This window comes from Ruegeria lacuscaerulensis (assembly GCF_013034745.1).
Lineage (GTDB): Bacteria > Pseudomonadota > Alphaproteobacteria > Rhodobacterales > Rhodobacteraceae > Ruegeria > Ruegeria lacuscaerulensis_B.
The window spans coordinates 358,377-383,003 of the sequence record NZ_WQGP01000002.1; the positions used below are offsets into that span (position 1 = coordinate 358,377).

Here is a 24,627-nt window from a genome sequence, read left to right on the forward strand (position 1 = left end):
TGGGCGGTCGACCTATTTGACCCGCGCAGCGGCCACGATCGGGCCATGACCCGCCTCTTGAACCAGCACAACCGCAGGCAGGTCCGAAGTCAGCGCAACCGAATATTGCTGTGCCTGGTTGCCATCCCAGGATCCCGCCCAGTGCCAGGATTCCACCACATTGGCATAGTCCAGCTCATGCCCTGCCAGTTCCCCTCGGCGGATCGAGGCATGGCGCATCGGTGAATACTCCACCACCCGAATCTCATAGGTCGCCCCTTCGGGCAGTTCGATCGGCGTGACATCCACCGTGACATCATTCGCCGCCCGTGTTGCTGAGACCGATGCCTCTGGCGCAGCTTTCAGATGGGCTTCGATGATGCGATTTAGTTCATCAGCCTTGGCGCCCACAACATCCTGCTGCCCGTTGATCACCATCTGCGGCGTATAGATCATCGACCGCCCGCCCCCACGCGCATAGGCGCGCTGCCGGGTGGTGTGATCGGGATTGGCATATTCATCTTCCCACCCGATATAGTCCCAATAGTCCACGTGCAGCGCCAAGCCGATAACGTCGTCGCGCTTGGCAAGCTCATGCATCAGCTTGTCCGCAGGGGGACAGGAAGAACACCCCTGAGACGTGAACAACTCCACAACCACCGGGTCACTTTCCGCCATCGAAGACGAGGCAAGAAACAGGGAAACAAGCGCGGTCGCAGTAACGGTTCTGATCATGGGGCTCTCGGGATTTGTGGGATGCGAGACAGGTGTACATCTATCGCCGCTCAACCTCCAATCAAGGTTTCTTGAGAGCCGCGACAGCCAGATTTCAAAAAAATGTGTGCAATGGTATACAAAAATTGCCGCAGGTGGGCTGTTGGACCTTGAACCGGCGGCTTGGGTGATGCAGATACCCTTCAGCGAATCCCATATTCCACGTCATTTGAGAGGGAGGCCACTAGATGCCCATCAAAGTCGGACAGGATACCGCCAAGACACGCCGCAGCCTGAGCGTGAATGGCAAGTCCATTTCCTATTATTCCATCCCCGCCGCACAAGAGGCCGGTCTGGGTGATTTCTCAAACCTTCCCGCCGCGCTGAAAGTGGTGCTGGAGAACATGCTGCGGTTCGAGGATAACGGTTTCTCGGTCTCGGTCGACGACATCAAGGCCTTTGCCGAATGGGGCGCCAACGGCGGTAAGAACCCGCGCGAGATCGCTTATCGCCCTGCCCGCGTTTTGATGCAGGACTTCACCGGTGTTCCGGCGGTTGTCGATCTGGCCGCAATGCGTGACGGCATCAAAGGACTGGGCGGCGACGCACAGAAGATCAACCCACTGAACCCAGTTGATCTGGTCATCGACCACTCGGTCATGATTGACGAGTTTGGCAACCCGCGCGCGTTCCAGATGAATGTGGACCGCGAGTATGAGCGTAACATGGAACGCTACCAGTTCCTGAAATGGGGCCAGAACGCCTTTAACAACTTCCGCGTTGTGCCGCCCGGAACCGGCATCTGTCACCAAGTGAACCTGGAATATTTGGCCCAGACCGTCTGGACTGACACCGATCAGGACGGCAACGAAGTCGCCTACCCTGACACGCTGGTCGGCACCGACAGCCACACTACCATGGTCAACGGCATGGCCGTACTGGGCTGGGGTGTTGGCGGGATCGAAGCCGAGGCCGCAATGCTGGGTCAGCCGATCTCGATGCTGATCCCAGAGGTTGTGGGCTTTGAGCTGACCGGCGATCTGGTCGAAGGCACCACCGGCACCGACCTGGTTCTGAAGGTCGTCGAGATGCTGCGTGAAAAAGGTGTTGTCGGCAAATTCGTCGAGTTCTACGGCGAAGGTTTGGATCGTCTGCCCCTGGCCGACCGCGCGACCATCGCCAACATGGCCCCCGAATACGGCGCGACCTGTGGCTTCTTCCCGATCGACGGCGAAACCCTGCGTTATCTGCGCAATACCGGTCGCGACGAAGACCGTATCGCGCTGGTTGAAGCCTACGCGAAAGAGAACGGCTTCTGGCGCGATGCGGACTACGCACCGATCTATACCGACACCCTGTCGCTGGACATGGGCACCATCGTTCCTGCGATCTCGGGTCCAAAACGCCCGCAGGACTATGTTGCACTGACCGACGCCAAGGCCGCTTTCACCAAGGAAATGGAAGAGACTTTCAAGCGTCCCATGGGCAAGGAAGTCGTCGTCAACGGCGAGGACTACACCATGGAATCGGGCAAGGTCGTGATCGCCTCGATCACCTCCTGCACCAACACTTCAAACCCCTATGTGATGATCGGCGCGGGCCTTGTGGCGCGCAAAGCCGCAGCGCTGGGTTTGAACCGCAAACCTTGGGTCAAAACCTCGCTGGCTCCTGGGTCGCAGGTTGTGTCAGCCTATCTTGAGGCCGCTGGCCTGCAAGAAGATCTGGACAAGGTGGGCTTTAACCTCGTGGGTTATGGCTGCACCACCTGTATCGGTAACTCGGGACCCATCCAAAAAGAACTGTCCGAGGCGATTGCCGAAGGCGACCTGGTCGCCACGTCGGTGCTGTCGGGCAACCGGAACTTCGAAGGACGAATCTCGCCTGACGTACGCGCCAACTATCTGGCCTCGCCGCCGTTGGTGGTGGTCTATGCGCTGGCAGGCACCATGGATATCGACCTGACGTCCGAGCCGATTGGTCAGGATCAGGACGGTAACGACGTCTTCATGAAGGACATCTGGCCATCGGCCCAGGAAGTCGCTGAACTGGTTGAACAGACCGTTACGCGTGAGGCGTTCCAATCGAAATATGCCGACGTCTTCAAGGGCGATGAAAAGTGGCAGGGCGTAGATGTTCCGCAGCAGGAAACCTATGATTGGCCCGCGACATCGACTTACATCCAGAACCCGCCCTATTTCCAAGGCATGGGGGCCGAGCCGGGTACGATTTCGAACATCGAAGGTGCCAAGGTATTGCTGATCCTGGGTGATATGATCACCACAGACCACATCTCACCGGCCGGTTCGTTTGCGACGACCACGCCTGCAGGCAAGTATCTGACCGACCGCCAGGTTCAGCCGCGCGAGTTCAACTCGTACGGGTCCCGCCGTGGCAACCACGAGATCATGATGCGCGGCACCTTCGCCAACATCCGCGTCAAGAACGAGATGCTGGACGGTGTCGAGGGCGGTTACACAAAAGGCCCCGATGGCGAACAGACCTCGGTATATGAGGCATCGATGGCCTATCAGGAACAGGGCACCCCGCTGGTTGTCTTTGGTGGCGAACAGTACGGTGCGGGTTCTTCTCGTGACTGGGCGGCCAAGGGTACGGCTCTGCTGGGCGTCAAGGCCGTGATCGCCGAAAGCTTTGAGCGTATTCACCGCTCGAACCTGGTTGGCATGGGCGTCATTCCGTTTGAGTTCACCGGCGGTGACACACGCAAGTCGCTGGGTCTGAAAGGGGACGAAACGGTCTCGATCCACGGTCTGGACACGATCCAGCCGTTGCAAGAGGTGCCCTGCACCATCGTCTACGGCGATGGGTCCGAGAAGACCATCACCCTGAAGTGCCGCATCGATACCGCGCCCGAAATCGAGTATATCGAAAACGGTGGCGTACTGCACTACGTACTACGGAACCTTGCAAAGGCTGGATGACCGGAATTTGTGCATATAGAATAAGAAAGGACGCCTAAGGGCGTCCTTTTGTTATTTGCGAGGCTCTGCCTCGCGCTCCGAGGTATTTTTGAACAGAAGGACGGGCGGGCTTTATTTGCCTGCAGCTTTTTCCAAGGCTGGGCGGATGGTGCTTTCGATCACGCGTTGGGTGATGGGTCCGGCAAAGCGCAGGATTATGGTGCCTTCGCCGTTGATGACATAGGTCTCGGGTACGCCGTAGACGCCCCAATCGAGGCCCATTCGGCCCTGTTCGTCGCGACCGATGCCAGTGTACGGATCGCCGAGTTCGGTCAGGAAGTCTTCGGCATTGTCCAGTTGGTCTTTGTAGTTGATGCCGTAAAGCGGGATGCCTTCTTCGGACAGGGCCTGAAGGTTGGGGTGTTCCACTCGGCATGGGGCGCACCAGCTGGCCCAGTAATTGACCAGTTTGACATTCCCGTCGCGCAGCGTGGCGTCGTCGAAATTGGGTTTGCCCTGAAATTCGGTTAGGACAACCGGTGGCGCGGGCTGGCCTTCGCGGGCGGATGGCAGCGCGTTAGGATCGTCGCGGAACATGCCGATGCCGGCCAGAACGGCAAAGGCGCCAAAGATCAGCGGTGGCGCGATCATCAGAGGCGAGATTTTAGCCATTGCGGGTCATCCGTTCTTCGAGTTTTTCCATCTCGGTCCGAACCTTGCGGCCGCGCATCACGCTGAACAGGATCAGCGCTGTCAGAAGTCCGATTGAAACCACATAGGACCACAAGACCGTGTCGGCGTATTTTCCAAGATCGGGGATCATCCATTTACCCTTTCCCGTGCCAGCAACGCCTTGATCCGGCGCGCGCGAATTTCCGTACCCGTGCGGTAGAGCGCCAGCGCGATGAACAGTAGAACAAACCCGATGATGCACAGAAGCAGCGGGTAGAAATAGATGTTGCTGACTTTTTCCTCGGTATCCGCCCCGGTAATGGCAGCTGCACGCATCACCGATGCGCCTTGGTGCAGACCCTGATTCCAGAAATTCACCGCATAGCGGCTGAGGATCGCAAAAACCGAGCCCACCAGACACAGGACCGAGGTCAGGTCGGCGGCGGTGTCGGGGTCTTCGATCGCTTCCCACAGGGCGACATAGCCCAGATAAAACAGGAATAGAATTAGGAAGGAGGTCAGGCGCGGATCCCAGGCCCACCATGTGCCCCACATGGGTTGCCCCCAAATCGCGCCTGTCGCCAGTGCTATCAATGTCATTACGATGCCAATGGGAGCGGCTGCACGAGCCGCCAACGCACTGACATGATGGCGGCGAACCAGCCAGACAAGCGATGTCGCCAACATCATCAGCCAGCAATTGATCGCCATCAGCGCCGCCGGAACATGCAGGTAGATGATCTTGACGGTCGAGCCCTGTTTGTAATCATCCGGCGTGAAGAAGAATCCCCAGATCAGCCCCACCACGATGCACGCGATAGAGGTGATCCAGAAAAACGGCATCACCCGTTCGCTTGTCGCGAGGAATTTGCGCGGGTTGGCGTATTCCCAGAGGGCGTTGGCTTTGGCTGCGATAGACATGGGCCTTATCTAGTCCGAGTCGGGTTCATTCTCAATTGACCTTGGTCAAAGTTTGAGCACGTCACCGAAGGTTGATACGCAAAACGGCAGCGCTGGCAAAGGGCAGCATCGCGATTGTGGCGGCGGTGATCCCGGCCAGCATGAGCAGCGGGGTTTGGGTTTCCATCCCCGTGGCGCCACGGCGCGCCACCTCGGCGCCGAAGATCAGCGTGGGGACGTATAGCGGCAGGACCAGCAGCGACAGCAGCAAGCCGCCGCGTTTCAGGCCGACGGTCAGGGCTGCGCCGAAGGTGCCGATGACGCTCATGGCGGGGGTGCCGATCAGCAGCGAGATCACCAGCCACGAAAAGCCCGGCACCGGCAGATTCAGCAGCACGCCCAGAAACGGCGCGGCCAGAACCAGTGGTAGGCCTGTGGTCAGCCAGTGCGCAAGCGCCTTGATCGTAACCACGGCTTCCAGCGGCAGCGGTGCCGTGGCCAGCAGGTCGAGCGAGCCGTCCTCCCAATCCAGCGCTAACAGGCGGTCGAGCGACAGCAGGCAGGCCAGCAGTGCGCCCAGCCAAAGCACACCAGACGCGATAGTCGAAAGCAGAGAGGATTGCGGCCCGACCGAGAATGGTACCAGCACGGTCACGATCAGGAAGAAAGCCAGCCCAAGGCCGAAGCCCCCTCCGGCGCGGAAGGCCAGTTTCAGGTCGCGCAGCAGCAAGGCGATCACAGGAAGCCTCCGTCGAAATCGTCGATGGGTTTGGGTTTGGCCTTGTTGGGGCCGACATCCAGAACCTCACCGTCAAGGCCCAGGTCGATATGAGTGGCGATCAGGGCTGATCCCCCCTGCCCCAGATGCGCGCGCACGGCGTCGGCGAACATTTTCACTGCGTTCTGGTCCAGCGAGACGGTGGGTTCGTCCAGCATCCAGATCGGTCGCCCTGTAACCAGCATCCGCGCCAGCCCCAGCCGCCGTTTCTGTCCCGCCGACAGGTTGCCTGCGTGGCGGTCGGCCAGATCATTCAGAGCAAAGGCGTCCAGCGCCGGTTGTATGCCTTGCGTGCCAAAGACCGAGGCCCAGAAACTAAGATTTTCGACAACCGTTAGCGTGGGTTTCAGCCCGTCGGAATGTGAGGCATAGGCGATCTGATCCTCGGCCCCTTCGATGCGGCCATGCAGCGGCGGTTGTAACCCGGCCAGCGTACGTAGCAGGGTTGTTTTGCCGATCCCATTGGGGCCGCGCAGGATCAGTGCTTTGCCTGCGGGCAATGAAAAGCTGAGCCCTTCGAGCACGGGAATGCCACCACGGGTGATGGCCAGATCGGTCACGGTCAGTGTCATAGCGCTCGCTTAGCGGATTGTGGGGGCGGACAAAAGGTCGGAATTGACGCAGAGCTTTAGACGGAACGCGATGTGGTTGGGGTGGGAGTGAGGGGCCAGCCCCTCACGCTCCCCGGGATATTTTTGGCCAGATGAAGGGAGATCCGTCAGACCGGGAGCGCGGCAAGGGCGATGCGGCGACCTTCGGAGAGCAGTACGTTGTAGGTTCGGCAGGCGGCGGGGGAATTCATGATCTCGACCCCGATACCCGCATCTTCAAGCGTGTTACGCAGTTTGGCGGGAATATGTGCCAGCTCTGCCCCGGTGCCGATGAACAGGACGTCAATGTTGGCGGCAAGATCGAGGAGCGGTTGGGCATCCTCATAGCCCCGCCATTCCGAGGTGCCGGTTGGGCCGGTGAGAACCGCGCCGTGAAAGAGCGCGCCGCCCACGCGGAAGAAACCGGGGCCGTAGCCATCGACAGGGGTGGCGTTGGTATAGGTGATCTCGTTCAGGCGCATGGGTGCGTTCTAGCCCCAAAGTGGTAGGCCCGACAAGGCCGCAACGGCAATCACCAGATACGCGGCAGCGCGGTAGAGCCTTTCGTGTTCGGGACGGAACAGTTTGCCGCCCAGCCAATTGCCGATCAGGTTTGGCACAGCAAGCAGCAACCCCAGAAGCGCGGCCATTCCGGTCACCCGCCCCATACCTGTGAGGTACCCCAGTAGCAGAAAGTCGAAGGCAAATAGGAATAGTAGAATGGTGGCGCGGATGACCGTCACTTGCAGTGGCCGGGACATGTAGAACAGTATGACCGCTGGACCAGGCAGGCCTGCCACGCCTCCAAGAAATCCTGCAGCGCAGCCGATGCCGACCACCATCGTGCGGCTGACATAGCCGTGATAGCGCAGACCCAGGATCAGGACCGCCAGCATCGCGATCGACAGGAGGCTAACCGCGTACCGAAAGACATTCACGTCGACCTGCGTCAAAATCCAAAGCCCAAGTGGCAGGATCAGGGCGCACCCGGCCACCAGCCGGATCAGGTCGCCCCGGTCAACCTCGCGCCACGCACGGCGCAGGTTGGGGAGCGGACCGAAGATATCCATGATGGTCAGCCCAATCAGCGCGCCGAACGGGCCCAGAAAAGGCGTTGCTATAGGCAGGAAGATCAGCGCCGTGCCAAAGCCGGAAAACCCACGCACGATGCCGCTGAGGAAGGCGGCGCATAGAATAATGGCCAGCCCTGTGGGGGACTGGCCAAAAAGATCAGGCGTCGATGTTTGCAAACTGGTTGCCCGCCGTGTTCGACGGTTTGGACCAGTCGCGTTTGACCCCCAGCCACAGCAGGATGGTCGAGGCCACAAAGACCGAAGAATACGTCCCGACGATCACGCCCCAGATCATCGCGAAGACGAAGCCACGGATGACGTCTCCGCCCAACACATAAAGCGAGATCAGCGCCAGCAGGGTTGTGACCGAGGTCATGACTGTCCGGCTGAGGGTCTCGTTGATCGAGATGTTGAGGACCTCTTTTAGGTCTTTCCTTTTGTATTTGCGCAGGTTCTCACGCACCCGGTCAAAGACAACCACCGTGTCGTTCAGCGAATAGCCCACGATGGTCAGCAGCGCAGCTATGATCGCCAGATCGAACCGGATTTGCAGTTCCGAGAAGATGCCGATGGTCAGGATCACGTCATGCACAAGCGCGGCCACCGCCCCCAGGGCAAACTGCCATTCGAACCGTAGCCAGATATAGACCAGCACGGCCCCAATCGCGAGGACAACGGCGATCACGGCGGTCTGGATCAGCTCACCCGAAACCTTGGGACCGACGGATTCAACGGACACAAATTGGATATCGGGGGCTGCCGCCTTCAATGCCTCTTCCACAGCCGATACTGTTGCGGCCGAGACGGCTTCGGCTTCCGCCTGCGCCTGAATGCGGATCATGGCGACGTTTTCGTCCTCGTCAAAGGTCGGGTCGAAAATCTCGGTGATTGTGACATCGCCCAGTTCAAGCGGAGCGATGGCGTCGCGATAGGCACCCACGTCGATCTCTTGCGCCGATTGGGTGCGGATCGTGGTGCCGCCCCGGAAGTCGATGCCGAAATTCAGGCCCTGCAACATGAAGGACGTAAAGGCCAAGACCATCATCAAGCCGGAAATACCCAGCCAAACCTTCCAGCGACTGAAGAAATCGAACGAGGTTTCTTGAGGGACAAGTTTCAGTCTCATGATCAAACCTCGATCGTTTTCGGGCGGCGGCGTTCGAACCAAATCACGATCATCAGGCGCGTCACGAAGATCGCGGTGAAGACCGAGGTGAGGATGCCCAGACCCAGAGTGATGGCAAAGCCCCGCACCGGTCCGCTGCCCATGGCAAACAGGATTGTCGCCGTGATGAATGTGGTTACGTTTGCGTCCAGAATGGCCGACAGTGCCTTTTCATAACCCAGCTCAATTGCACGGGCCGGACCTCGGGCGGATTTCAGTTCCTCGCGGATACGTTCAAAGATCAGCACGTTGGCGTCCACCGCCATGCCGACTGTCAGCACGATCCCCGCGATCCCCGGCAAGGTCAGCGTCGCCCCGATCAGTGATAGAAGACCAAACAGCAGCCCGACGTTCAGGATCAGCGCGATATTGGCGAATATACCGAACAAACCATAGCTGAGCGCCATGAAGACCAGGACGGCAACAAAGGCCACGATGGTGGCCACCTTGCCTGCGTCGATACTGTCTTGTCCCAGCTCGGGGCCGATCGTGCGTTCTTCAAGGAACTCCAGCCCCGCCGGCAGCGCACCTGCGCGCAGCAGGACGGCCAGATTGGTGCTTTCCTCAACTGTGAAATTGCCGGTGATGATGCCCGAACCACCCGGAATATGGCTTTGGATCACCGGGGCCGAGATCACTTCGTCATCAAGCACAATCGCAAAAGGCGCGCCGATGTTCTCCAGCGTGTAGTCGCCGAATTTGCGGGCACCGGACGTGTTAAAGCGGAAATTGACCGCAGGGCGGCCGTTCTGGTCGAACGCGGGTTGGGCGTCGACCAGTTCCTCACCCGTCACAACGGGGGCGGATTCCAGAATGTAATACACACCGTCTTCATCAAGCGAAGGGACGACCTCTTGCCCGATGCCCGGCGCGGTATCCGCATCGGTCGTGCGGCCAGCAACCGGATTGAAGGTCAGTTGCGCAGTGGTTCCGATGATCTCTTTCAGCTCACCCGCGCTGCCGACGCCAGGCACCTGGATCAGAATACGATCCGCGCCCTGGCGTTGAATGGTGGGTTCACGCGTGCCGACCTCGTCGATACGACGGCGGATGATCTCAAGCGACTGTCGAACGGTGCGATCGTCCGAGGCCAGCTTCTCGGCATCCGACAGTTGCACGACGATGGTGTCGCCTTCGGAGCGGGCTTCGATATCAGTGGCCCCTACCCCGGACAGCGTCTGCACCTGCCGGGCTAGGCCACGCACGACTTCCAGTGCGCGCGCCATGCCCTCGGGCTGACTGATACGCACCCGAATCTCATCGGGGGCCGAGTTCTGACGGCGGATGGTGCCTACGGTCGCCCGCTCATCCCGCAGCGCGTCGCGGATTTCAGGCCACATGGCATCCATACGGGATTCGTAGACATCGCTGACCTTAACCTCGGCCAGCAAGTGCGCACCGCCCCGCAAGTCGAGGCCCAGATTGACCAAGGACGACGGCAGCCAGTTTGGCCACTGCGCCGCTTCGGCCTGCATCTCGGGCGTGTCGATGCCAAGCTCGATCGCAGCCTTGGCATCGTTGGATTGTTCAACGCGCGTGTAAAACGCATTCGGCAGGGCCATCAGCAGGCCGGTCACGCAGACCAGCCAGATCAGAACCCGCTTCCAGGTATCAATGTGCAGCATTACCCTGCCTTTTCAAGGATTTGACGCGCGACGTTACTTCGCCGGTTCGGTCTTGTTCAGAACCTGCGCGATGGTCGATTTGACGACGCGAACCTTGACACCCTCGGCCAGTTCAACCTCGATCTCGTTCTCGCCTTCCTTGACCTTCGACACTTTGCCGATCAGGCCACCCTGCGTGACCACCTGATCACCCCGGCGCACAGCTTCGACCATGGCCTGATGTTCCTTCATCTTTTTCTGCTGAGGACGGATCAGCAGGAAATACATGATCGCAAAGATCAGGATCAGCGGGAGAAACTGGGCGATTGCGCCACCTTCCATGGGATATTCCTTTTGGTTTGGTGTTTGCGGAGGGCCCGCAAATTTTGCGAGAACCTATTCTTTGAACTGACTGTTTGCAAGGAATGGCGGTACAGGTTTTTGCACCGAAACTCAGATAATGCGCAAAGATTTGGCCAAGCGTTGCAGTTAAGTCCTAGAAACAAGCGCTTGCGTCGATATAGTTGAACCGCGGGAGGTCCAATGGCGCACATTCATCTGAAACTGGGATTGCTACTTCAGATACTGGTCACGACCCTGTGGGTTGGCCTTTGTGCGGCGCCTGCTTCTGGTCAGGAAACTGTCGAAGCACCTGTCGAAAACGAAGAACAATCCGAGACCTTCAAAGCACCCGTTATCGTCGACGGCGATACTCTGTTTTTCTTACGTGGTTCCAGCGCACTACCAGCATCGGAACGCGCCGAAGCAGTACAGGAAAAAATAATAGAAGCGGCCGAAGCTTCAGATAACCTTGAAGTCACAATCACTTATGAGGATACTGAACTCGGTACACGCATACTGGTCGACGGACTTTCGGTATCGGTTGTGACGGTCGCCGACGCGGAACTGGAGCAGATTGAACTGGAAGTTCTCGGTTTTCTCCATGGCGAGGCCATTGAGCAAGCGATCCTAGCCTACAGGTCCAATCGAACTGATCAAGCGCGAGTTTCCGGAGCGATTGAAGCCACCGCATGGACAATAGGCTTTGGTATCTTTGTTGCCATCATCCTTTGGCTGCATCGCAGGATCAGACGCAAGACGCTGAAATTCGTACAACGGCATCTGAAGGACGTGGAAAACGCCACCGCAAAAAGCGTTCAGGCTGAAGCGATTGCCGCACTGGTTCGATATACCCTGAATTTCGTCCTGCTGGTGATCTTCTTTCTGGGTTTCTACTATTATCTGTCCTTCGTCCTACTCGCCTTTGCCGAAACACGGTACTTCGCGCAGCTTCTGCTGACTTACCTAACTGAGCCTGTTCTACTGATCTTCAAGGGCATCCTTAGTTACATCCCCAACTTGATCATGCTGGGTCTAATCAGCTGGGTCACGCTTTACATCATTCGGGGCATGCGGGTGTTCTTTGACGCCGTTGAGGCCGGGTCCTTCGATCTGGGGGATTTTGAGAAACATTGGGTGAGCCCAACCTTCAACATCGCGCGTGTCGTCGTCATCCTGATCGCGCTGGTCTTTGCCGTTCCTTACATTCCGGGATCAGATTCGGCTGCCTTTCAAGGCCTGACCATTCTGGTGGGCGCAATGCTGTCGCTGGGCGCAAACTCGGTCGTTTCAAACATGCTGGCGGGGCTGTTTGTGATCTATCGCCGCTCGACCTCGATTGGGGACCGCATCCAGATTGGCGATCACATTGGCGACGTGGTGCAGATCAAGCTGATGGAGACGCATCTGAAATCCATCAAGAACGAACTGATCTCGATCCCCAACGCGCAGTTGATGAACTCGGACGTGGTGAATTTTTCCAAGAAAACCGATGGCAGCGGGCTGTTACTGCACACCACTGTCGGCATCGGCTATGAGGAACCGCCCGAGAAGGTCGAGGCCATGCTAATCGAGGCTGCCCACCGCACTAAGGGGATCAAGGCCAAGCCGGAACCCTTTGTTTTGTGGACTGCTTTAGCCGATTACGCGATTAACTACCAGATCAACGGCTATACCACGCGGGGCAGCATCATTCCCAAAATCCGCTCGGACCTGCACCGCAATATCGTGGCCGTGTTCAACGAAAACGGCGTGCAGATCATGACGCCGTCTTATATGGCAGATCCGCCCGATCCGAAAATCCCCAGCGAAGACTGGGATGGCCATCTGGCGCATGAATCCCACGAGGGCGCGGATAAGTCGTAACCGGTGCTACACCCTGCGGTTCAGATGGTGCATAAGCGCTCTCAGTGATTCACGCATTCAAGGATCTGAGACATGCACGACATCCGCGCCATTCGCGAAAACCCCGCCGCCTTCGACGCCGCCCTTGCGCGCCGTGGGGACGCGCCGGTGTCGTCGGACCTGCTTCGGCTGGACGAAAGCCGCCGTGCGAAAATTCTGGCAGCTGAGACCGCTCAGGCCGAACAGAACAAGGCCAGCAAAGAGGTCGGCGCCGCCAAAGCGCGCGGCGATGAGGCCGAGTTCGAACGTCTGCGCGGGCTAGTCGCCGAGAAAAAGGCCGAGATCGCCCAAATGCAGACCGAAGCCAAGGATCTGGACGCTCTGCTGACGGATCAACTGATCCGCATCGCCAACCTGCCGACCGAGGATGTGCCCGAAGGTGCCGATGAGAACGACAATGTCGAGGTGAGCCGTTGGGGTACCCCGCGCGAAATGGACTTTGCCCCAAAAGAGCATTTTGAGATTGAGGCCGTTCAAAACGGCATGGATTTCGAGACCGCCGCGAAATTGTCCGGCTCGCGTTTTGTGCTGCTGTCCGGCGGCGTTGCGCGCATCCACCGCGCGCTGGCGCAGTTCATGCTGGACACACATATCAACGAGAACGACCTGACCGAGGTTAACGGCCCTGTTCTGGTTCTGTCGGAAATGATGCAGGGCACCGGCCAGTTGCCGAAATTCGGCGAAGACAGCTATCAGACCCGCGAAGGCTGGTGGCTGATCCCCACGTCCGAGGTCTCGCTGACCAATATCGTCAACGACACGCTGATCGAGGAAAGCTACCTGCCCCGCCGCTATACCGCGCATTCGCTGTGCTTCCGGTCCGAGGCCGGTTCTGCCGGCAAAGATACGCGCGGGATGCTGCGTCAGCACCAGTTCGAGAAGGTCGAGATGGTCTCCGTCACACATCCGGACAATTCCGACGACGAGCAGAAGCGCATGTTGCGCTGCGCCGAAGGGATCCTGGAAAAGCTGGGCGTGCCCTATCGCACCGTGATCCTGTGTACCGGCGACATGGGCTTTGGCGCGCGCCGCACCTATGACATCGAAGCCTGGCTGCCCGGTCAGGATACGTACCGCGAGATCAGCTCGGTCTCGACCTGTGGAGACTTTCAGGCTCGTCGCATGAACGCACGCTTCCGTCCCGAAGGCGGGGGTAAGCCGGAATATGTCCACACGCTGAACGGCTCAGGGCTTGCTGTGGGGCGCTGCCTGATTGCAGTGCTGGAAAACGGCCAGAACGCCGACGGCACCGTCACCCTGCCCAAGGTGCTGGCTTCCTATCTTGGTGGCAAGCTGACACTGCAACTAGACGGCAGCTTGGCATAAGAAAACCGGCGCGCCACAGCCGCCGGTTCGCAAATCTCAAAGGCGAGGAAGGGTTACTTCTTTGCCTTTTTCTTTTCTTTCTTCTTGTCTTTGTTCTTGTCGTCTTTTTTCTTCTTGTCCTTGGACTTGTCGTCCTTTTTGGACTTTTTGTCCTTCTTCGCCTTTGCCTTCACCTTGTCCTTGGCTTTCGAGAACACGGCCTCCATCTCGGCGCGTTTTTTGGCGGCCTTTTCCGCTTTGGCTTTGGCCTTGGCTTTTTTCCGTGCTTTGGCTGCGGCGGCATCTGCGGCTGCTTTTTCCTCGGCCGCTTTGCGGGCCGCCGCCTCAGCCGTTTTTTCGGCAGCGGCCACCGTCTTGCGCGCGACCGGTTTACGCGCCGCCGGTTTGCGCGTCGATGTTCGGCGTGCGGCTGGCTTGGTGGCGGCCGGCTTGACGGCTGGTTTGGTCGAAATCGCCTCTTTCGCTGCAGCGATCAGCAGCGGCGCACGCGCGACACCAATTCGGGGGACCTTGACCAGATCGGCAGGGCTTGCCTTGGCGATGGCTTCTGCGGTTCTAAAACCGTTTGCCGTAAGCGCTTGTCCTAACGCTTTGCCCACACCTTTAACGTCGGTCACTGAGGTCATTCCTTGTCCTTTCTGTATCTCCAAGCGGATGTATATACACTGAATATACAGATCCGCAAGCCGTATGATCCTAGACCTAACTGCTATGGGCCAAGTCGGCTGTTTGTCGTTTCTTTGGGAACGGCACCAGGCGTTTGGCGTCTTCGTCCCACAGTTTGAGGTTCAATGCCGCCACCGCTTCGGGGAACTTGATCCGGCGCGGCGTGTATTCGGGCGGTAGGTTGTAGTGACATTCCCGCAGTCGGTAAGACGGGATACGCGCGTTGAAATGGTGGATGTCATGCAACGTAATGCAGGCCACCGCGTTGTCGAACCACCAACCGAAATCCAATGCGGACGACCCCTGCAAAGCCGCCAGTTTAGGGTCCAGGTCAGGACGCCGATCCCAATAGGTATCCTCAAAATTATGCTGGAGATATACAAGGAATACGCCCAGCATCCCACCCAACAAAGAGAAGACAAGCCACACCAGAATGCCGGTACTGCCCGCTATCAGGTACAGCAGCCCCAGAAACACGATGATAGACAGGTTGTGCAGAACGACACCGGTCACACCGAACCGCATCGTGTTCTTAGGCCAGCGATAACGGATGAAATAGGTGAACAATGCGCCCACTGGGACAAGGATGAACGGATTGCGGTAAAGGCGATAGAACAAACGGGTTTTCCAGTCCGCCTTAGTCCACTCGCGCACTGTCATCGTGTGAATTTCACCGGTTTCGCGATGTTCCAGGTTTCCGATTCCGGAATGGTGCAGATTGTGGTTCTGCTTCATCACTTCGAACGGGGCAAAGGTGAAAGGTGACAGCCCATGCCCGGCCCATTCATTTTGTAGACGTGTTTCGAAAAGGGAATGGTGGCCGCAATCGTGTTGCAAGACATACAGCCGCACGGCGGCAAATGCGAAAACAATCCCGGCGGGGACCATAATATACCAGCGATCCACATAAGCGATGGCCAGCGCAAGCGATGCAAAATACACCGCGAAAGTCCCAAAATAACTGAGAGCCGCCAGCCGGTTGTCCTGCACCGCATATTGTCGCGTGTATTCTCTTAGATCCATCCAGCCCGCCCCTCACGATGGCCCGGTTTAATATCACTTTGAAATTAAGCGTGGAATTCTCACATGCAACCCGCACGCGCGAAAACAAATGCACGCCAGTGAATGCTAGCGTGCAGTTTGGGGCCTGTCACGCCCCTCAACCGAAAATGCTGCGATTTGGCGCGGTTACGCGCGCCCTTTGAGATGTTTGGCCAAAGCACCGGCGTTTTTCTTACGCCGTCCTTTGTAGGGGTTCTTGTCGCCCTGGCCGCGCAATGTCAGGCGGATGGGCGTACCGGGCATGTCAAAATCCTCGCGCAAGCCATTGATCAGATAGCGGTTATAGCTTTCGGGCATCTTGTCGGGATGCGAGCACATCACCACAAACCCCGGCGGGCGGGTTTTGGCTTGCGTCATATAGCGCAGCTTGATCCGGCGGCCCTGCGGTGCCGGCGGTGGGTGCTGTTCCAGCATCGCAGTCAGCCAGCGGTTCAGCGCAGCCGTGGGCACACGGCGATTCCACACATTATGCGCACGCAGGATGGCCGCACGCAGACGTTCCAGACCCCGGCCCGTCTTGGCGGACACCGTGATCAGAGGCGCGCCGCGCAGTTGCGGCAGCAGCCGTTCAAAGGATTCCTTGAGGTCGCGCAGTTTCTCCTGCTTGTCCTCTTCAATATCCCATTTGTTCACTGCGATGACGACCGCGCGACCTTCGCGTTCAGCCAGATCGGCGATACGCAGGTCTTGCTGCTCAAATGGAATTGCTGCATCCAGCAAAACCACCACGACCTCGGCGAACTTCACCGCGCGCAACCCGTCGGAAACCGAGAGCTTTTCAAGCTTTCCCTGCACTTTGGCCTTTTTGCGCATGCCTGCCGTGTCGAAAATCCGCATCGGCGTGCTGTCGCCATCCGGGTCGGCCCAGTCTACCCGAAGGCTGATCGCGTCGCGGGTGATCCCGGCCTCGGGGCCGGTTAGCAGACGATCTTCGCCCATGATCTTATTGATCAACGTAGATTTTCCCGCATTCGGGCGACCTACAACAGCCACCTGCAACGGCTTAGCTGCGGTGATCAGAGGGGTTTCGCCCTCACCATCCTCATCCAGTTCGATATCGGTCTGGGGGGCGTCATCGACGGCCTGCTCCTCGGCTGCATCAGCCAGAGGCATCAACTGGGTATAAAGGTCCGTCATCCCCTCGCCATGCTCGCCCGACAGTCGGACGGGTTCGCCAAGGCCCAGATTATAAGCCTCAAGCACACCGGCATCGGCGGCTGAGCCTTCGGCCTTGTTCGCCGCAAGGATCACATGTTTCGAACGTTTGCGCAGGATATCGGCAAACAGCTCATCGGTCGGTGTCACGCCAACCCGCGCATCGATCATGAACAGACAGACATCCGCCATGTCTACAGCGCGTTCTGTCAGTCGACGCATCCGACCCTGAAGGCTGTCATCGGTGGCGTCCTCAAGCCCGGCGGTATCAATCACGGTAAAACGCAGATCGGCCAGACGCCCTTCGCCCTCGCGCAGGTCGCGCGTCACGCCGGGCTGGTCGTCGACCAAGGCCAGACGTTTACCAACAAGGCGGTTGAAAAGGGTGGATTTGCCCACATTCGGGCGCCCCACGATGGCGAGGGTCAGTGACATGACATTCAACTTTCAAGACTCAGACGCGCCCTTTAGCGCATCTTTTCGTCAACGGAAAGCGTGTAGATCACCTTTGGTCGATACAACATACAAGGTCTGCCCAGCCACGACAGGCGCAGTGGTGGCACCGCCGGGGACCTCGACCCGGTTGACCAGCGCGCCATCGACGGGATTAAAGAAGCGCAGGTAGCCATCATTCGAGGCGATTACGATGCGCCCTCCGGCCAGAATCGGGCCGTAGTGAGCCACTATGGGACCACGACGGTTGGGTTTGTCCTTTACGAAGCCTGGCAAGTCCTGCGCCCAGACTACCTGACCAGTCGCTGCGTCCAGACGGATCAGCTGGCTGCGGTCGCTGACCTGGAAAATGCTGTTGCCCGCAGGCCAAACCGTATCAATTGCGCCTTCATCGGCGGTCCACTTTCGCTCACCGGAATCCGCGTCAAAGGCCACGGTGCGGCCCGAGTGGTTCCCAATATAAATCGTGTCACCCACCACCATCGGGCCACCGGTGACATCAACGATCTGCGCCGCCGCGCGTCCACGGCGCCCACCGGCCACCGAGGCGTTCCAGCGGCGGATGCCGCCACGACGGAACGTGGCCGACACATCGCCAGAGCCAAAGGCGAACACGGCAAATTCCTGCGCGATTACCGGAGCGGGCGCACCCAGGACGTTTCCGACGCTCGGCGTGGCTTGAATCTGCCAAGCGATCCGCCCGTCTTTGACATCCACGGCCCAGCCGGTCTCATCCCCGGCGACCAGATACAGCAAGCCGCCATTCACCAAAGGCGCGCCGCTGCCGGTGGCGTTCAACCGTTTCTGCCAGCGGGTTACGCCGGTTCTGGCATCCAGCGCGGTAAGGCGACCAAACCCAGATGACACATACAAAACACCATCAGCATAGGCCAAGCCACCGCCTGTGGCGTCCGCGTCGCCATCCTGTGCAGGGATCAGATTAACGCTCCAGACAGTTGCGCCTTGTGCGGATGTCGCGGTGACGTCGGCGCCAGAGTCCAGAGTGTAGATCAAACCGCCTGCTACGACAGGCTCGGCTGTGATGCGCTGTTTGCGCGAATCCCCCTTACCGATGGAATTCGACCATACCCGTTGCGGAGTCGCGCGCAATTGCGCATGCGTGGTGCGGAACGCCGCTGTGCCAGGACTTTGCGGCCAGGTTACATTAGCTTGCTGGGCCGGCAGGCTGATCGGTTTGGCTCCACGTGTCTCAACCGCCTCGGAATCCGCAGCGGGGCGGATATCCTCACGGGGGCCGACCAGGATCACCTCGGCTTCCTGACAGGCAGCCAGTACTGTCAAGGAAAGAACTGCGACCGACGCTCCGACGCGGGAAAATAGACTTGTTACCATGATGTTGCGCACTCGCCTGTCCAATATGTGTTCCGCCCCGGATTAGCCCTGCCGGGCTATCAGCGGTTCGGGTTCACCCCCAAGGGCTACAATCAGTTGCGCAGCACGCTGTTGCAGGTCAACACCGATCTCGGCATCTTGGCGCAGCGCTTGCAACCGCGCAATCGCCGCGTCGACATTGCCTTCAGCCACATCCAGCAGCGCCAACTGCTCCTCCGCAAGCAAGCGCAGCGGCGCACCCGGCGCAGCCAAGGCTTCGAATTGCTGGCGTCTGTCGGCGATGGGCAGGCTATCCGCTTGCAGCAACAAGGCTTTAAAAGCCGCAATCGCCCGGTAGATCTCAGGCAGGTCCCCCTGCACCGCAATGGTGTTCAGACTTGCAACCGCATCCGCCTCGGACCCGGCTTCAACCTGGGACGCCGACAGCAACATATTCAGGACCGCATCTCCACCTGGCGCCGCCGCCTCAACCTCCGACAGGGAAGCAGCACGTTCCGCCGAGTCGTTTAACGCCAGAGCCGCTAGAATCGAGTCGCCCAGATCCTGGGCCTGTCCGGTTGCCCGCGCCTTACGCACCTCGTTGAAGGCCGCGCCGCCGACGATCAGAACCACGGCCAGCACACCGACCCAGCCCCAGCGCCGCAGCAGCAGGTAAAGACGGTCCCGGCGGACCTCTTCGGTCACCTCATCAATGAAACTGTCGGTGTCGCTCATCCCTGCCCTCCGGGGCTGTAATCCGTGGTGTATGGCGCCATGTCATAACCCGCCACATTTGCCAAGCCAAGGGTCCGAATTCGCACATTTCCCACTAGGCGGCACTGGCTTGCGGAAAAAAGTGAACCAAACTATTCAGTTTAGCGTGGAAAAGCTGCACAATCAGCCCCACATTTAAGTACGTGCGTCAACACCATCTTGGCGAAAATTTCTGGGAGAAACCCTTTATGCGCTTGATTTCGCTGATAAATGCGGTTCTGGTAACAGTCGCACTGTTCCTGCTGGTGTTCGAGCGCGATGCGTTGTTTGCATTCGCAGGGCGGGCCGAAGCCGACGAAACAAGCGCAACCGAGTCGCCTGAACCAACGTCAGATGCTTCGGACAAGTCCGCCGTCAACGTGGTTGCCCTGCGTTCAGTCGCACGCGAGATTGACAGCGCTGTGTCGCTGCGGGGCCAAACAAAAGCCAATCGTCAGGTCGAAGTTCTGGCCGAAACCACCTCGACCGTGATCTCGGAACCCAAGCGCAAGGGCACCTTTGTCGAGGCCGGGGATTTGCTGTGTGAACTGGATCCCGGCACCCGCCCGGCCAGTCTGGCCGAGGCAATGGCCGCCAAGCTTGAGGCCGAAAGCCGCATCCCCGAGGCCGAAGCCCGCTTGGAAGAAGCCCACGCATTGGTGGCCGAGGCCGAGATCAACCTAACCGCCGCGCAAAGACTGTCGGAAACTGGCTTTGGGTCGGAAACGCGGCGGGTTGCCAGTCAGGCCGCCATGCGCACCGCCGAGGCGGGTATCAAAACTGCCGAGGCCGGTCTGGAAGCCACGCGCGCCGGTATCGAAGCCGCCATTGCCGAGGTCGAAGCGGCCCGGCGCGAGATCGACCGTCAAACGATCGAGGCCCCGTTCGAAGGCCTACTGGAAAGCGACACTGCCGAACTTGGCAGTCTGATGCTGCCCGGCTCGCTATGCGCCACAGTGATTCAGCTTGACCCGATTAAGCTGGTCGGCTTTGTCCCTGAGACCGAGGTCAACCGCGTGATTGTCGGGTCTGAGGCGACGGCGCAACTGGTTACAGGCCTTCAGGTGGCTGGCCGGGTCAGCTTTCTCAGCCGGTCCGCGGACGAAACTACCCGGACATTCGAGGTGGAAATCACCGTCCCCAACCCTGATTTGACAATCCGCGATGGCCAGACGGCGGATATTCGTATCGCGTCCGAAGGCACCAAGGCGCACCTGCTGCCGCAATCGGCCCTGACCCTCAGCCGTGAGGGGCAAGTCGGTGTGCGCACCATTGCGGCGGGCAACATTGTCGCCTTCCAGCCGATCCAACTGTTGCGCGACACGTCCGAAGGTGTCTGGGTCGATGGTCTGCCTGAAACGGTGGATATCATCGTGATCGGGCAGGAATTTGTGACTGCGGGTGTGAAAGTCGCCCCCACCTACAGGAACCTGACCGAATGACCGGAATCGTCAGCTGGGCCGCTGGCCGGGCCCGGATGGTCCTGGCCTTTATCGCCATCTCGCTGGTGATTGGCGGCTATGCCTATATTGGTCTGCCCAAAGAAGGCGAGCCGGATATCGAGATCCCGGCCCTGTTCGTCTCGGTTCAGTTCCCCGGCATCTCGGCGGAAGATTCTGAGAATCTGTTGGTCAAGCCGATGGAAACCGAGCTGGCCGATCTTGATGGTCTGAAAGAGATGACCTCGACCGCCGCCGAAAGCTATGCCGGGGTCGCGCTGGAATTTGATTTTGGCTGGGACAAGACCGCCATCATGGCGGATGTGCGCGATGCGATGAACAGCGCTCAGGCCGAATTTCCGGAAGGGGCCGAGCAATATTCGCTGACAGAGATCAACTTTTCCGAATTCCCCATCGTCATCGTCAACCTAACCGGCGCGGTACCCGAGCGCACAATGGCGCGCGTCGCCAAGGACTTGCAGGACGATCTGGAAGCGATGGATTCGGTTCTTGAGGCCGGTATCGCGGGCAATCGGGACGAACTGCTGGAGGTCATCATCGACCCCCTGCGTCTTGAGGCCTACAACGTCACCGCAGCAGAACTGATCAACGTCGTTCAGAACAACAACCAACTGATCGCCGCAGGTGAGGTCGAAACCGCACAGGGTACATTCTCGGTCAAGATCCCCTCGTCGTTCAAAACGGCGCAGGATGTCTACGACCTGCCGGTCAAGGTCAATGGCGACCGGGTCGTGACCATGGGCGAGCTGGCGCAGATCAACTACACTTTCGAAGACCGCGAAGGCACCGCAAGGTTTAACAGCGAATCCACGGTCGCCTTGCAAGTGGTCAAGCGCAAGGGCTTCAACCTGATCGACACGGTCGAGGACGTCAAAAAGACCATTGCCACAGCTCAGGCGAAATGGCCCGACCAGATGCGCGCCACGATCGAACTGGGCACCTCGAACGATCAGAGCCGCATCGTTGGCTCGATGGTCAGCCAGCTTGAAGGCTCGGTCCTGACGGCGATTGCGCTGGTGATGATCGTCGTTCTGGCCTCGCTGGGCACGCGGGCGGCGCTGTTGGTGGGGTTTGCGATCCCGACCTCATTCCTGCTGTGTTTTGCCTTCCTTGCCGTTATGGGCGTCAGTATTTCCAACATCGTGATGTTTGGCTTGATCCTTGCGGTGGGGATGCTAGTCGATGGCGCGATCGTTGTGGTGGAATATGCTGACAAGCGCATCAAAGATGGCGTCGGGCCCATGCATGCCTATGTCGAGGCGGCGCAACGTATGTTCTGGCCTATCGTGTCGTCTACTGCGACCACACTCTGTGCCTTCCTACCCATGCTGTTCTGGCCCGGCGTACCAGGTGAGTTCATGGGCATGCTGCCGGTCACGCTGATCTTTGTTCTGTCTGCCTCACTGATCGTTGCGCTGATCTACCTACCCGTGATGGGCGGCGTGTCTGGCCGTCTGAGCCGTGTGTTCGACCATGCCGCAGATTGGCTGCGTGCCCGTTTGTCATGGCGCGCACGTGTCGCGCTGGTACCGCCTGCACTGCTGCTGATCTTTCTGGGGGCCATGCAGGTCCTGAACCCGGCCTATCTGATGCCTGCTGGCAGCTCGGGCGGTTTGGTATTCGGGGCCATCCTGTTCACGCTGGGGGCGTTTGCCGGCTCTGTCACGCTCAGCGCCGCTCGGATTGAACGCGCGCCGGACCCGCATGTGCACACCGCCCGCGAACACACTCGCTTTGGCCATGTGATTAAGTTTCTAGTCGGCAATCCGATCATGCCGGTGGTGTCGATTCTTGTCGTAAGTGCCGCTGTTGTCATGGTCATGATCGCCTATGGCAACAACAATCGCGGGGTCGAGTTCTTTGTCGAAAACGAACCCGAACAAGCCACTGCCTATGTGCGCGCCCGTGGCAACATATCGCTGGCTGAAATGGACCAGATGGTTCTAGATGCCGAACGGATCATCGGATCGCACCCCGCCGTGGTCAATGTGTTCTCTTTCGCTGGAGAAGGTGGCCTGACGCAGAACAATGGCGGCGCGCAGGCCCCCGCTGACACCGTGGGCCGCGTTCAGTTCGAGATCATCCCATGGGAGGATCGCCCAACCATTTCCGAGCCGATCCTGTTTGGTCTGCTGGACCGTCAGACCATCGCGCCAGAGTTTGACGGCGATGTCGTTCTGGACGAGTTGAATGCCGAACTGGCTACCATTCCCGGCATCGTGGTCGAGATTCTGCCGCTGGAACAGGGCCCGGCCTCGGCCAAGCCGGTACACCTGCGCCTGAAGGGCGACAGTTGGCCTGAGCTGACTGCTGCCACGCAAACCGCACGCGGAGTGTTTGACGAAACGCCGGGGCTGATCAAGATCGAAGACACCCTGCCCCTGCCCGGTATCGACTGGCAGATCGACGTGGACGTTGCCAAAGCGGGCCGGTTTGGCGCGGATGTGGCGACCGTCGGTGCCATGGTTCAGCTTGTGACCCGCGGCCTACTGCTGGGTGAAATGCGTCCCGACACGGTCGATGAAGAGATCGAAATACGCGTCCGACTGCCCGAAGATGACCGCGTGCTGTCAACGTTGGATACCTTGAAAGTGCGCACAGCGGACGGTCTGGTGCCCCTGTCTAACTTTGTGACCCGCCAACCTGTCGCCAAACTGGCCGAGATCAATCGCGTCGACCAGCAGCGTTACTATGATGTGAAGGCGGATGTGGAACCGGGTTTGGTCGATATGGTCGCCATGTCGACCGACAGCGAAGGACAGAGCATCGAAGACAAGCGTCTTGCCTTGGTTCGCGAGGTTCTGGACGGTGCGTCCTCGTCGCTCGGAACGTTCGAAGGGGGCAATGGAAAGACCTATGAGGTCGTGCAACTAACCGGCGCTGCGGATATGCAAGAGTTGCTGTCCCAGGCTGAAACCGCGACCTACCGGCCCGTGACACCGAACGAGCGCATCGCGCTGCTGACCGAGTGGCTGGATAGCGATCCGTTTGGTCCCGCGATTGCGTGGGAATGGACCGGCGATCAGGAAGAACAGGCCGAATCCGGTGCCTTCCTGGCGAATGCCTTCCTGGGGGCGCTGGGGTTAATGTTTGTGATACTGCTGGCGCAGTTCAACTCGCTCTATAACTCGGTGCTGGTGCTGCTGGCGGTGGTCCTGTCGACCACCGGGGTGCTGATCGGCATGATGGTGATGCAGCAGCCCTTCTCGATCATCATGACCGGGACGGGCATCGTGGCTCTGGCCGGGATTGTGGTGAACAACAATATCGTTCTGATCGACACCTATCAGGAATACAGCAGCTATATGCCCCGGATCGAGGCGATCATACGCACCGCCGAATCCCGTATCCGCCCGGTCTTGCTGACCACGCTGACCACCATGGCCGGTCTGACGCCGATGATGTTCGGCCTGTCGCTGGATTTCATCAATGGTGGCTACTCGATCGACAGCCCGACTGCGCTGTGGTGGAAACAGTTGGCCACCGCCGTCGTGTTCGGGCTGGGCATTGCAACGGTGCTGACGCTGATCGTAACGCCCTCGATGCTGGCGCTGCGCGTCTGGGTCACGACCTACGCCCTGTGGCTAAGCCGGTTGCTGATGCGCGTCACGGCGGGTGAGAACAGCGCGCTTGCGCAAGAGGTGGCGATCCGGCGTGCTGCCCGCAAGGCGCAAGCGTCCGAAATGGTTTGGGATGATTCAACGGCAGATGACCGCGATCAGAAACCGGGTCATCCGCCTGGTCCACCGCTGAAAGCTGCCGAATAGAACTGGGTCAACCGCC

The 24,627-nt window shown here is 59.2% G+C and carries 21 protein-coding genes; 5 read left to right on the plus strand and 16 right to left on the minus strand.

Annotation, left to right across the window (positions count from 1 at the left end; all coding sequences use genetic code 11):
• Positions 1-12 precede the first annotated feature (12 nt).
• Positions 13-714: a DUF1223 domain-containing protein gene (locus tag GOV79_RS05310; protein ID WP_170788840.1), complete on the minus strand. Its 702-nt coding sequence runs from the start codon at positions 712-714 to the stop codon at positions 13-15.
• A gap of 227 nt (positions 715-941) precedes the next feature.
• Here GOV79_RS05310 and acnA point away from each other — a divergent pair, with 227 nt between their 5' ends.
• Entirely contained in the window at positions 942-3,632 is a 2,691-nt protein-coding gene (gene acnA, locus GOV79_RS05315) for an aconitate hydratase AcnA (RefSeq protein ID WP_170788841.1), read from the plus strand.
• A 111-nt stretch (positions 3,633-3,743) separates the two neighbouring features.
• Here acnA and GOV79_RS05320 read toward each other — a convergent pair whose 3' ends face one another.
• From GOV79_RS05320 to yajC, 10 genes are all read right to left on the minus strand, one after another.
• On the minus strand, positions 3,744-4,283 hold the full coding sequence (locus GOV79_RS05320) for a DsbE family thiol:disulfide interchange protein (protein WP_170788842.1): 540 nt from the start codon (positions 4,281-4,283) through the stop codon (positions 3,744-3,746).
• Positions 4,276-4,434 carry a heme exporter protein CcmD gene (ccmD, locus tag GOV79_RS05325; protein WP_170770430.1) on the minus strand — a complete coding sequence of 53 codons (159 nt, stop codon included), beginning with the start codon at positions 4,432-4,434 and terminating at the stop codon, positions 4,276-4,278. The genes GOV79_RS05320 and ccmD overlap by 8 nt, the downstream gene beginning before the upstream one ends.
• Positions 4,431-5,204 (minus strand): heme ABC transporter permease, encoded by a 774-nt coding sequence (locus tag GOV79_RS05330; RefSeq protein ID WP_170788843.1) that lies wholly within the window; start codon positions 5,202-5,204, stop codon positions 4,431-4,433. Before GOV79_RS05330 ends, ccmD begins: the two co-directional genes overlap by 4 nt.
• A 61-nt stretch (positions 5,205-5,265) precedes the next feature.
• Positions 5,266-5,922, minus strand: coding sequence for a heme exporter protein CcmB (ccmB, locus tag GOV79_RS05335; protein ID WP_170788844.1), 657 nt, complete (start codon positions 5,920-5,922; stop codon positions 5,266-5,268).
• On the minus strand, positions 5,919-6,533 hold the full coding sequence (gene ccmA, locus GOV79_RS05340) for a heme ABC exporter ATP-binding protein CcmA (RefSeq protein ID WP_170788845.1): 615 nt from the start codon (positions 6,531-6,533) through the stop codon (positions 5,919-5,921). The genes ccmB and ccmA overlap by 4 nt, the downstream gene beginning before the upstream one ends.
• 146 nt (positions 6,534-6,679) lie before the next feature.
• Positions 6,680-7,033 (minus strand): Mth938-like domain-containing protein, encoded by a 354-nt coding sequence (locus tag GOV79_RS05345; RefSeq protein ID WP_170788846.1) that lies wholly within the window; start codon positions 7,031-7,033, stop codon positions 6,680-6,682.
• 9 nt (positions 7,034-7,042) lie between these two features.
• Complete coding sequence (locus tag GOV79_RS05350; protein ID WP_170788847.1) at positions 7,043-7,801, minus strand: sulfite exporter TauE/SafE family protein; 759 nt, start codon at positions 7,799-7,801, stop codon at positions 7,043-7,045.
• Positions 7,782-8,750 (minus strand): protein translocase subunit SecF, encoded by a 969-nt coding sequence (secF, locus tag GOV79_RS05355; protein ID WP_170788848.1) that lies wholly within the window; start codon positions 8,748-8,750, stop codon positions 7,782-7,784. Before secF ends, GOV79_RS05350 begins: the two co-directional genes overlap by 20 nt.
• 2 nt (positions 8,751-8,752) lie before the next feature.
• Positions 8,753-10,414 carry a protein translocase subunit SecD gene (gene secD / locus GOV79_RS05360; protein ID WP_170788849.1) on the minus strand — a complete coding sequence of 554 codons (1,662 nt, stop codon included), beginning with the start codon at positions 10,412-10,414 and terminating at the stop codon, positions 8,753-8,755.
• Between the two features lie 33 nt (positions 10,415-10,447).
• The gene (yajC, locus tag GOV79_RS05365; protein ID WP_170770420.1) at positions 10,448-10,735 is read right to left on the minus strand and encodes a preprotein translocase subunit YajC; all 288 of its coding nucleotides are present in this window, start codon (positions 10,733-10,735) and stop codon (positions 10,448-10,450) included.
• A gap of 201 nt (positions 10,736-10,936) precedes the next feature.
• Here yajC and GOV79_RS05370 point away from each other — a divergent pair, with 201 nt between their 5' ends.
• Together GOV79_RS05370 and serS are read left to right on the plus strand one after the other, a co-directional pair.
• Positions 10,937-12,598: a mechanosensitive ion channel family protein gene (locus GOV79_RS05370; RefSeq protein ID WP_170788850.1), complete on the plus strand. Its 1,662-nt coding sequence runs from the start codon at positions 10,937-10,939 to the stop codon at positions 12,596-12,598.
• A gap of 72 nt (positions 12,599-12,670) precedes the next feature.
• Positions 12,671-13,963, plus strand: coding sequence for a serine--tRNA ligase (serS, locus tag GOV79_RS05375; protein ID WP_170788851.1), 1,293 nt, complete (start codon positions 12,671-12,673; stop codon positions 13,961-13,963).
• 53 nt (positions 13,964-14,016) lie between these two features.
• On the opposite strand, the gene GOV79_RS05380 is transcribed toward serS, so the two are convergent.
• The 5 genes from GOV79_RS05380 to GOV79_RS05400 all read right to left on the minus strand — a co-directional run bounded on the left by GOV79_RS05380 (position 14,017) and on the right by GOV79_RS05400 (position 19,366).
• Entirely contained in the window at positions 14,017-14,589 is a 573-nt protein-coding gene (locus GOV79_RS05380; RefSeq protein ID WP_170788852.1) for a helix-hairpin-helix domain-containing protein, read from the minus strand.
• Positions 14,590-14,665: 76 nt separating this feature from the next.
• Positions 14,666-15,652 (minus strand): fatty acid desaturase, encoded by a 987-nt coding sequence (locus GOV79_RS05385; RefSeq protein WP_170788853.1) that lies wholly within the window; start codon positions 15,650-15,652, stop codon positions 14,666-14,668.
• A 165-nt stretch (positions 15,653-15,817) separates the two neighbouring features.
• Positions 15,818-17,281, minus strand: coding sequence for a ribosome biogenesis GTPase Der (gene der / locus GOV79_RS05390; RefSeq protein WP_170788854.1), 1,464 nt, complete (start codon positions 17,279-17,281; stop codon positions 15,818-15,820).
• Positions 17,282-17,329: 48 nt separating this feature from the next.
• The gene (locus GOV79_RS05395; protein WP_170788855.1) at positions 17,330-18,652 is read right to left on the minus strand and encodes a PQQ-like beta-propeller repeat protein; all 1,323 of its coding nucleotides are present in this window, start codon (positions 18,650-18,652) and stop codon (positions 17,330-17,332) included.
• Between the two features lie 42 nt (positions 18,653-18,694).
• Positions 18,695-19,366, minus strand: coding sequence for a hypothetical protein (locus tag GOV79_RS05400; protein WP_170788856.1), 672 nt, complete (start codon positions 19,364-19,366; stop codon positions 18,695-18,697).
• A 227-nt stretch (positions 19,367-19,593) separates the two neighbouring features.
• On the opposite strand from GOV79_RS05400, the gene GOV79_RS05405 reads away from it, so the two are divergent.
• The gene (locus GOV79_RS05405; protein ID WP_170788857.1) at positions 19,594-20,826 is read left to right on the plus strand and encodes an efflux RND transporter periplasmic adaptor subunit; all 1,233 of its coding nucleotides are present in this window, start codon (positions 19,594-19,596) and stop codon (positions 20,824-20,826) included.
• Positions 20,823-24,611 carry an efflux RND transporter permease subunit gene (locus tag GOV79_RS05410; protein WP_170788858.1) on the plus strand — a complete coding sequence of 1,263 codons (3,789 nt, stop codon included), beginning with the start codon at positions 20,823-20,825 and terminating at the stop codon, positions 24,609-24,611. The genes GOV79_RS05405 and GOV79_RS05410 overlap by 4 nt, the downstream gene beginning before the upstream one ends.
• The last annotated feature ends 16 nt before the right edge of the window (positions 24,612-24,627 follow it).

Bases quoted from the DNA above. Each gene is read 5' to 3' on its own strand.
- GOV79_RS05310 (WP_170788840.1), bottom strand. From the start codon at position 714: ATGATCAGAACCGTTACTGCGACCGCGCTTGTTTCCCTGTTTCTTGCC.
- acnA (WP_170788841.1), top strand. From the start codon at position 942: ATGCCCATCAAAGTCGGACAGGATACCGCCAAGACACGCCGCAGCCTG.
- GOV79_RS05320 (WP_170788842.1), bottom strand. From the start codon at position 4,283: ATGGCTAAAATCTCGCCTCTGATGATCGCGCCACCGCTGATCTTTGGC.
- ccmD (WP_170770430.1), bottom strand. From the start codon at position 4,434: ATGATCCCCGATCTTGGAAAATACGCCGACACGGTCTTGTGGTCCTAT.
- GOV79_RS05330 (WP_170788843.1), bottom strand. From the start codon at position 5,204: ATGTCTATCGCAGCCAAAGCCAACGCCCTCTGGGAATACGCCAACCCG.
- ccmA (WP_170788845.1), bottom strand. From the start codon at position 6,533: ATGACACTGACCGTGACCGATCTGGCCATCACCCGTGGTGGCATTCCC.
- GOV79_RS05345 (WP_170788846.1), bottom strand. From the start codon at position 7,033: ATGCGCCTGAACGAGATCACCTATACCAACGCCACCCCTGTCGATGGC.
- secF (WP_170788848.1), bottom strand. From the start codon at position 8,750: ATGAGACTGAAACTTGTCCCTCAAGAAACCTCGTTCGATTTCTTCAGT.
- secD (WP_170788849.1), bottom strand. From the start codon at position 10,414: ATGCTGCACATTGATACCTGGAAGCGGGTTCTGATCTGGCTGGTCTGC.
- yajC (WP_170770420.1), bottom strand. From the start codon at position 10,735: ATGGAAGGTGGCGCAATCGCCCAGTTTCTCCCGCTGATCCTGATCTTT.
- GOV79_RS05370 (WP_170788850.1), top strand. From the start codon at position 10,937: ATGGCGCACATTCATCTGAAACTGGGATTGCTACTTCAGATACTGGTC.
- serS (WP_170788851.1), top strand. From the start codon at position 12,671: ATGCACGACATCCGCGCCATTCGCGAAAACCCCGCCGCCTTCGACGCC.
- GOV79_RS05380 (WP_170788852.1), bottom strand. From the start codon at position 14,589: ATGACCTCAGTGACCGACGTTAAAGGTGTGGGCAAAGCGTTAGGACAA.
- GOV79_RS05385 (WP_170788853.1), bottom strand. From the start codon at position 15,652: ATGGATCTAAGAGAATACACGCGACAATATGCGGTGCAGGACAACCGG.
- der (WP_170788854.1), bottom strand. From the start codon at position 17,281: ATGTCACTGACCCTCGCCATCGTGGGGCGCCCGAATGTGGGCAAATCC.
- GOV79_RS05395 (WP_170788855.1), bottom strand. From the start codon at position 18,652: ATGGTAACAAGTCTATTTTCCCGCGTCGGAGCGTCGGTCGCAGTTCTT.
- GOV79_RS05400 (WP_170788856.1), bottom strand. From the start codon at position 19,366: ATGAGCGACACCGACAGTTTCATTGATGAGGTGACCGAAGAGGTCCGC.
- GOV79_RS05405 (WP_170788857.1), top strand. From the start codon at position 19,594: ATGCGCTTGATTTCGCTGATAAATGCGGTTCTGGTAACAGTCGCACTG.
- GOV79_RS05410 (WP_170788858.1), top strand. From the start codon at position 20,823: ATGACCGGAATCGTCAGCTGGGCCGCTGGCCGGGCCCGGATGGTCCTG.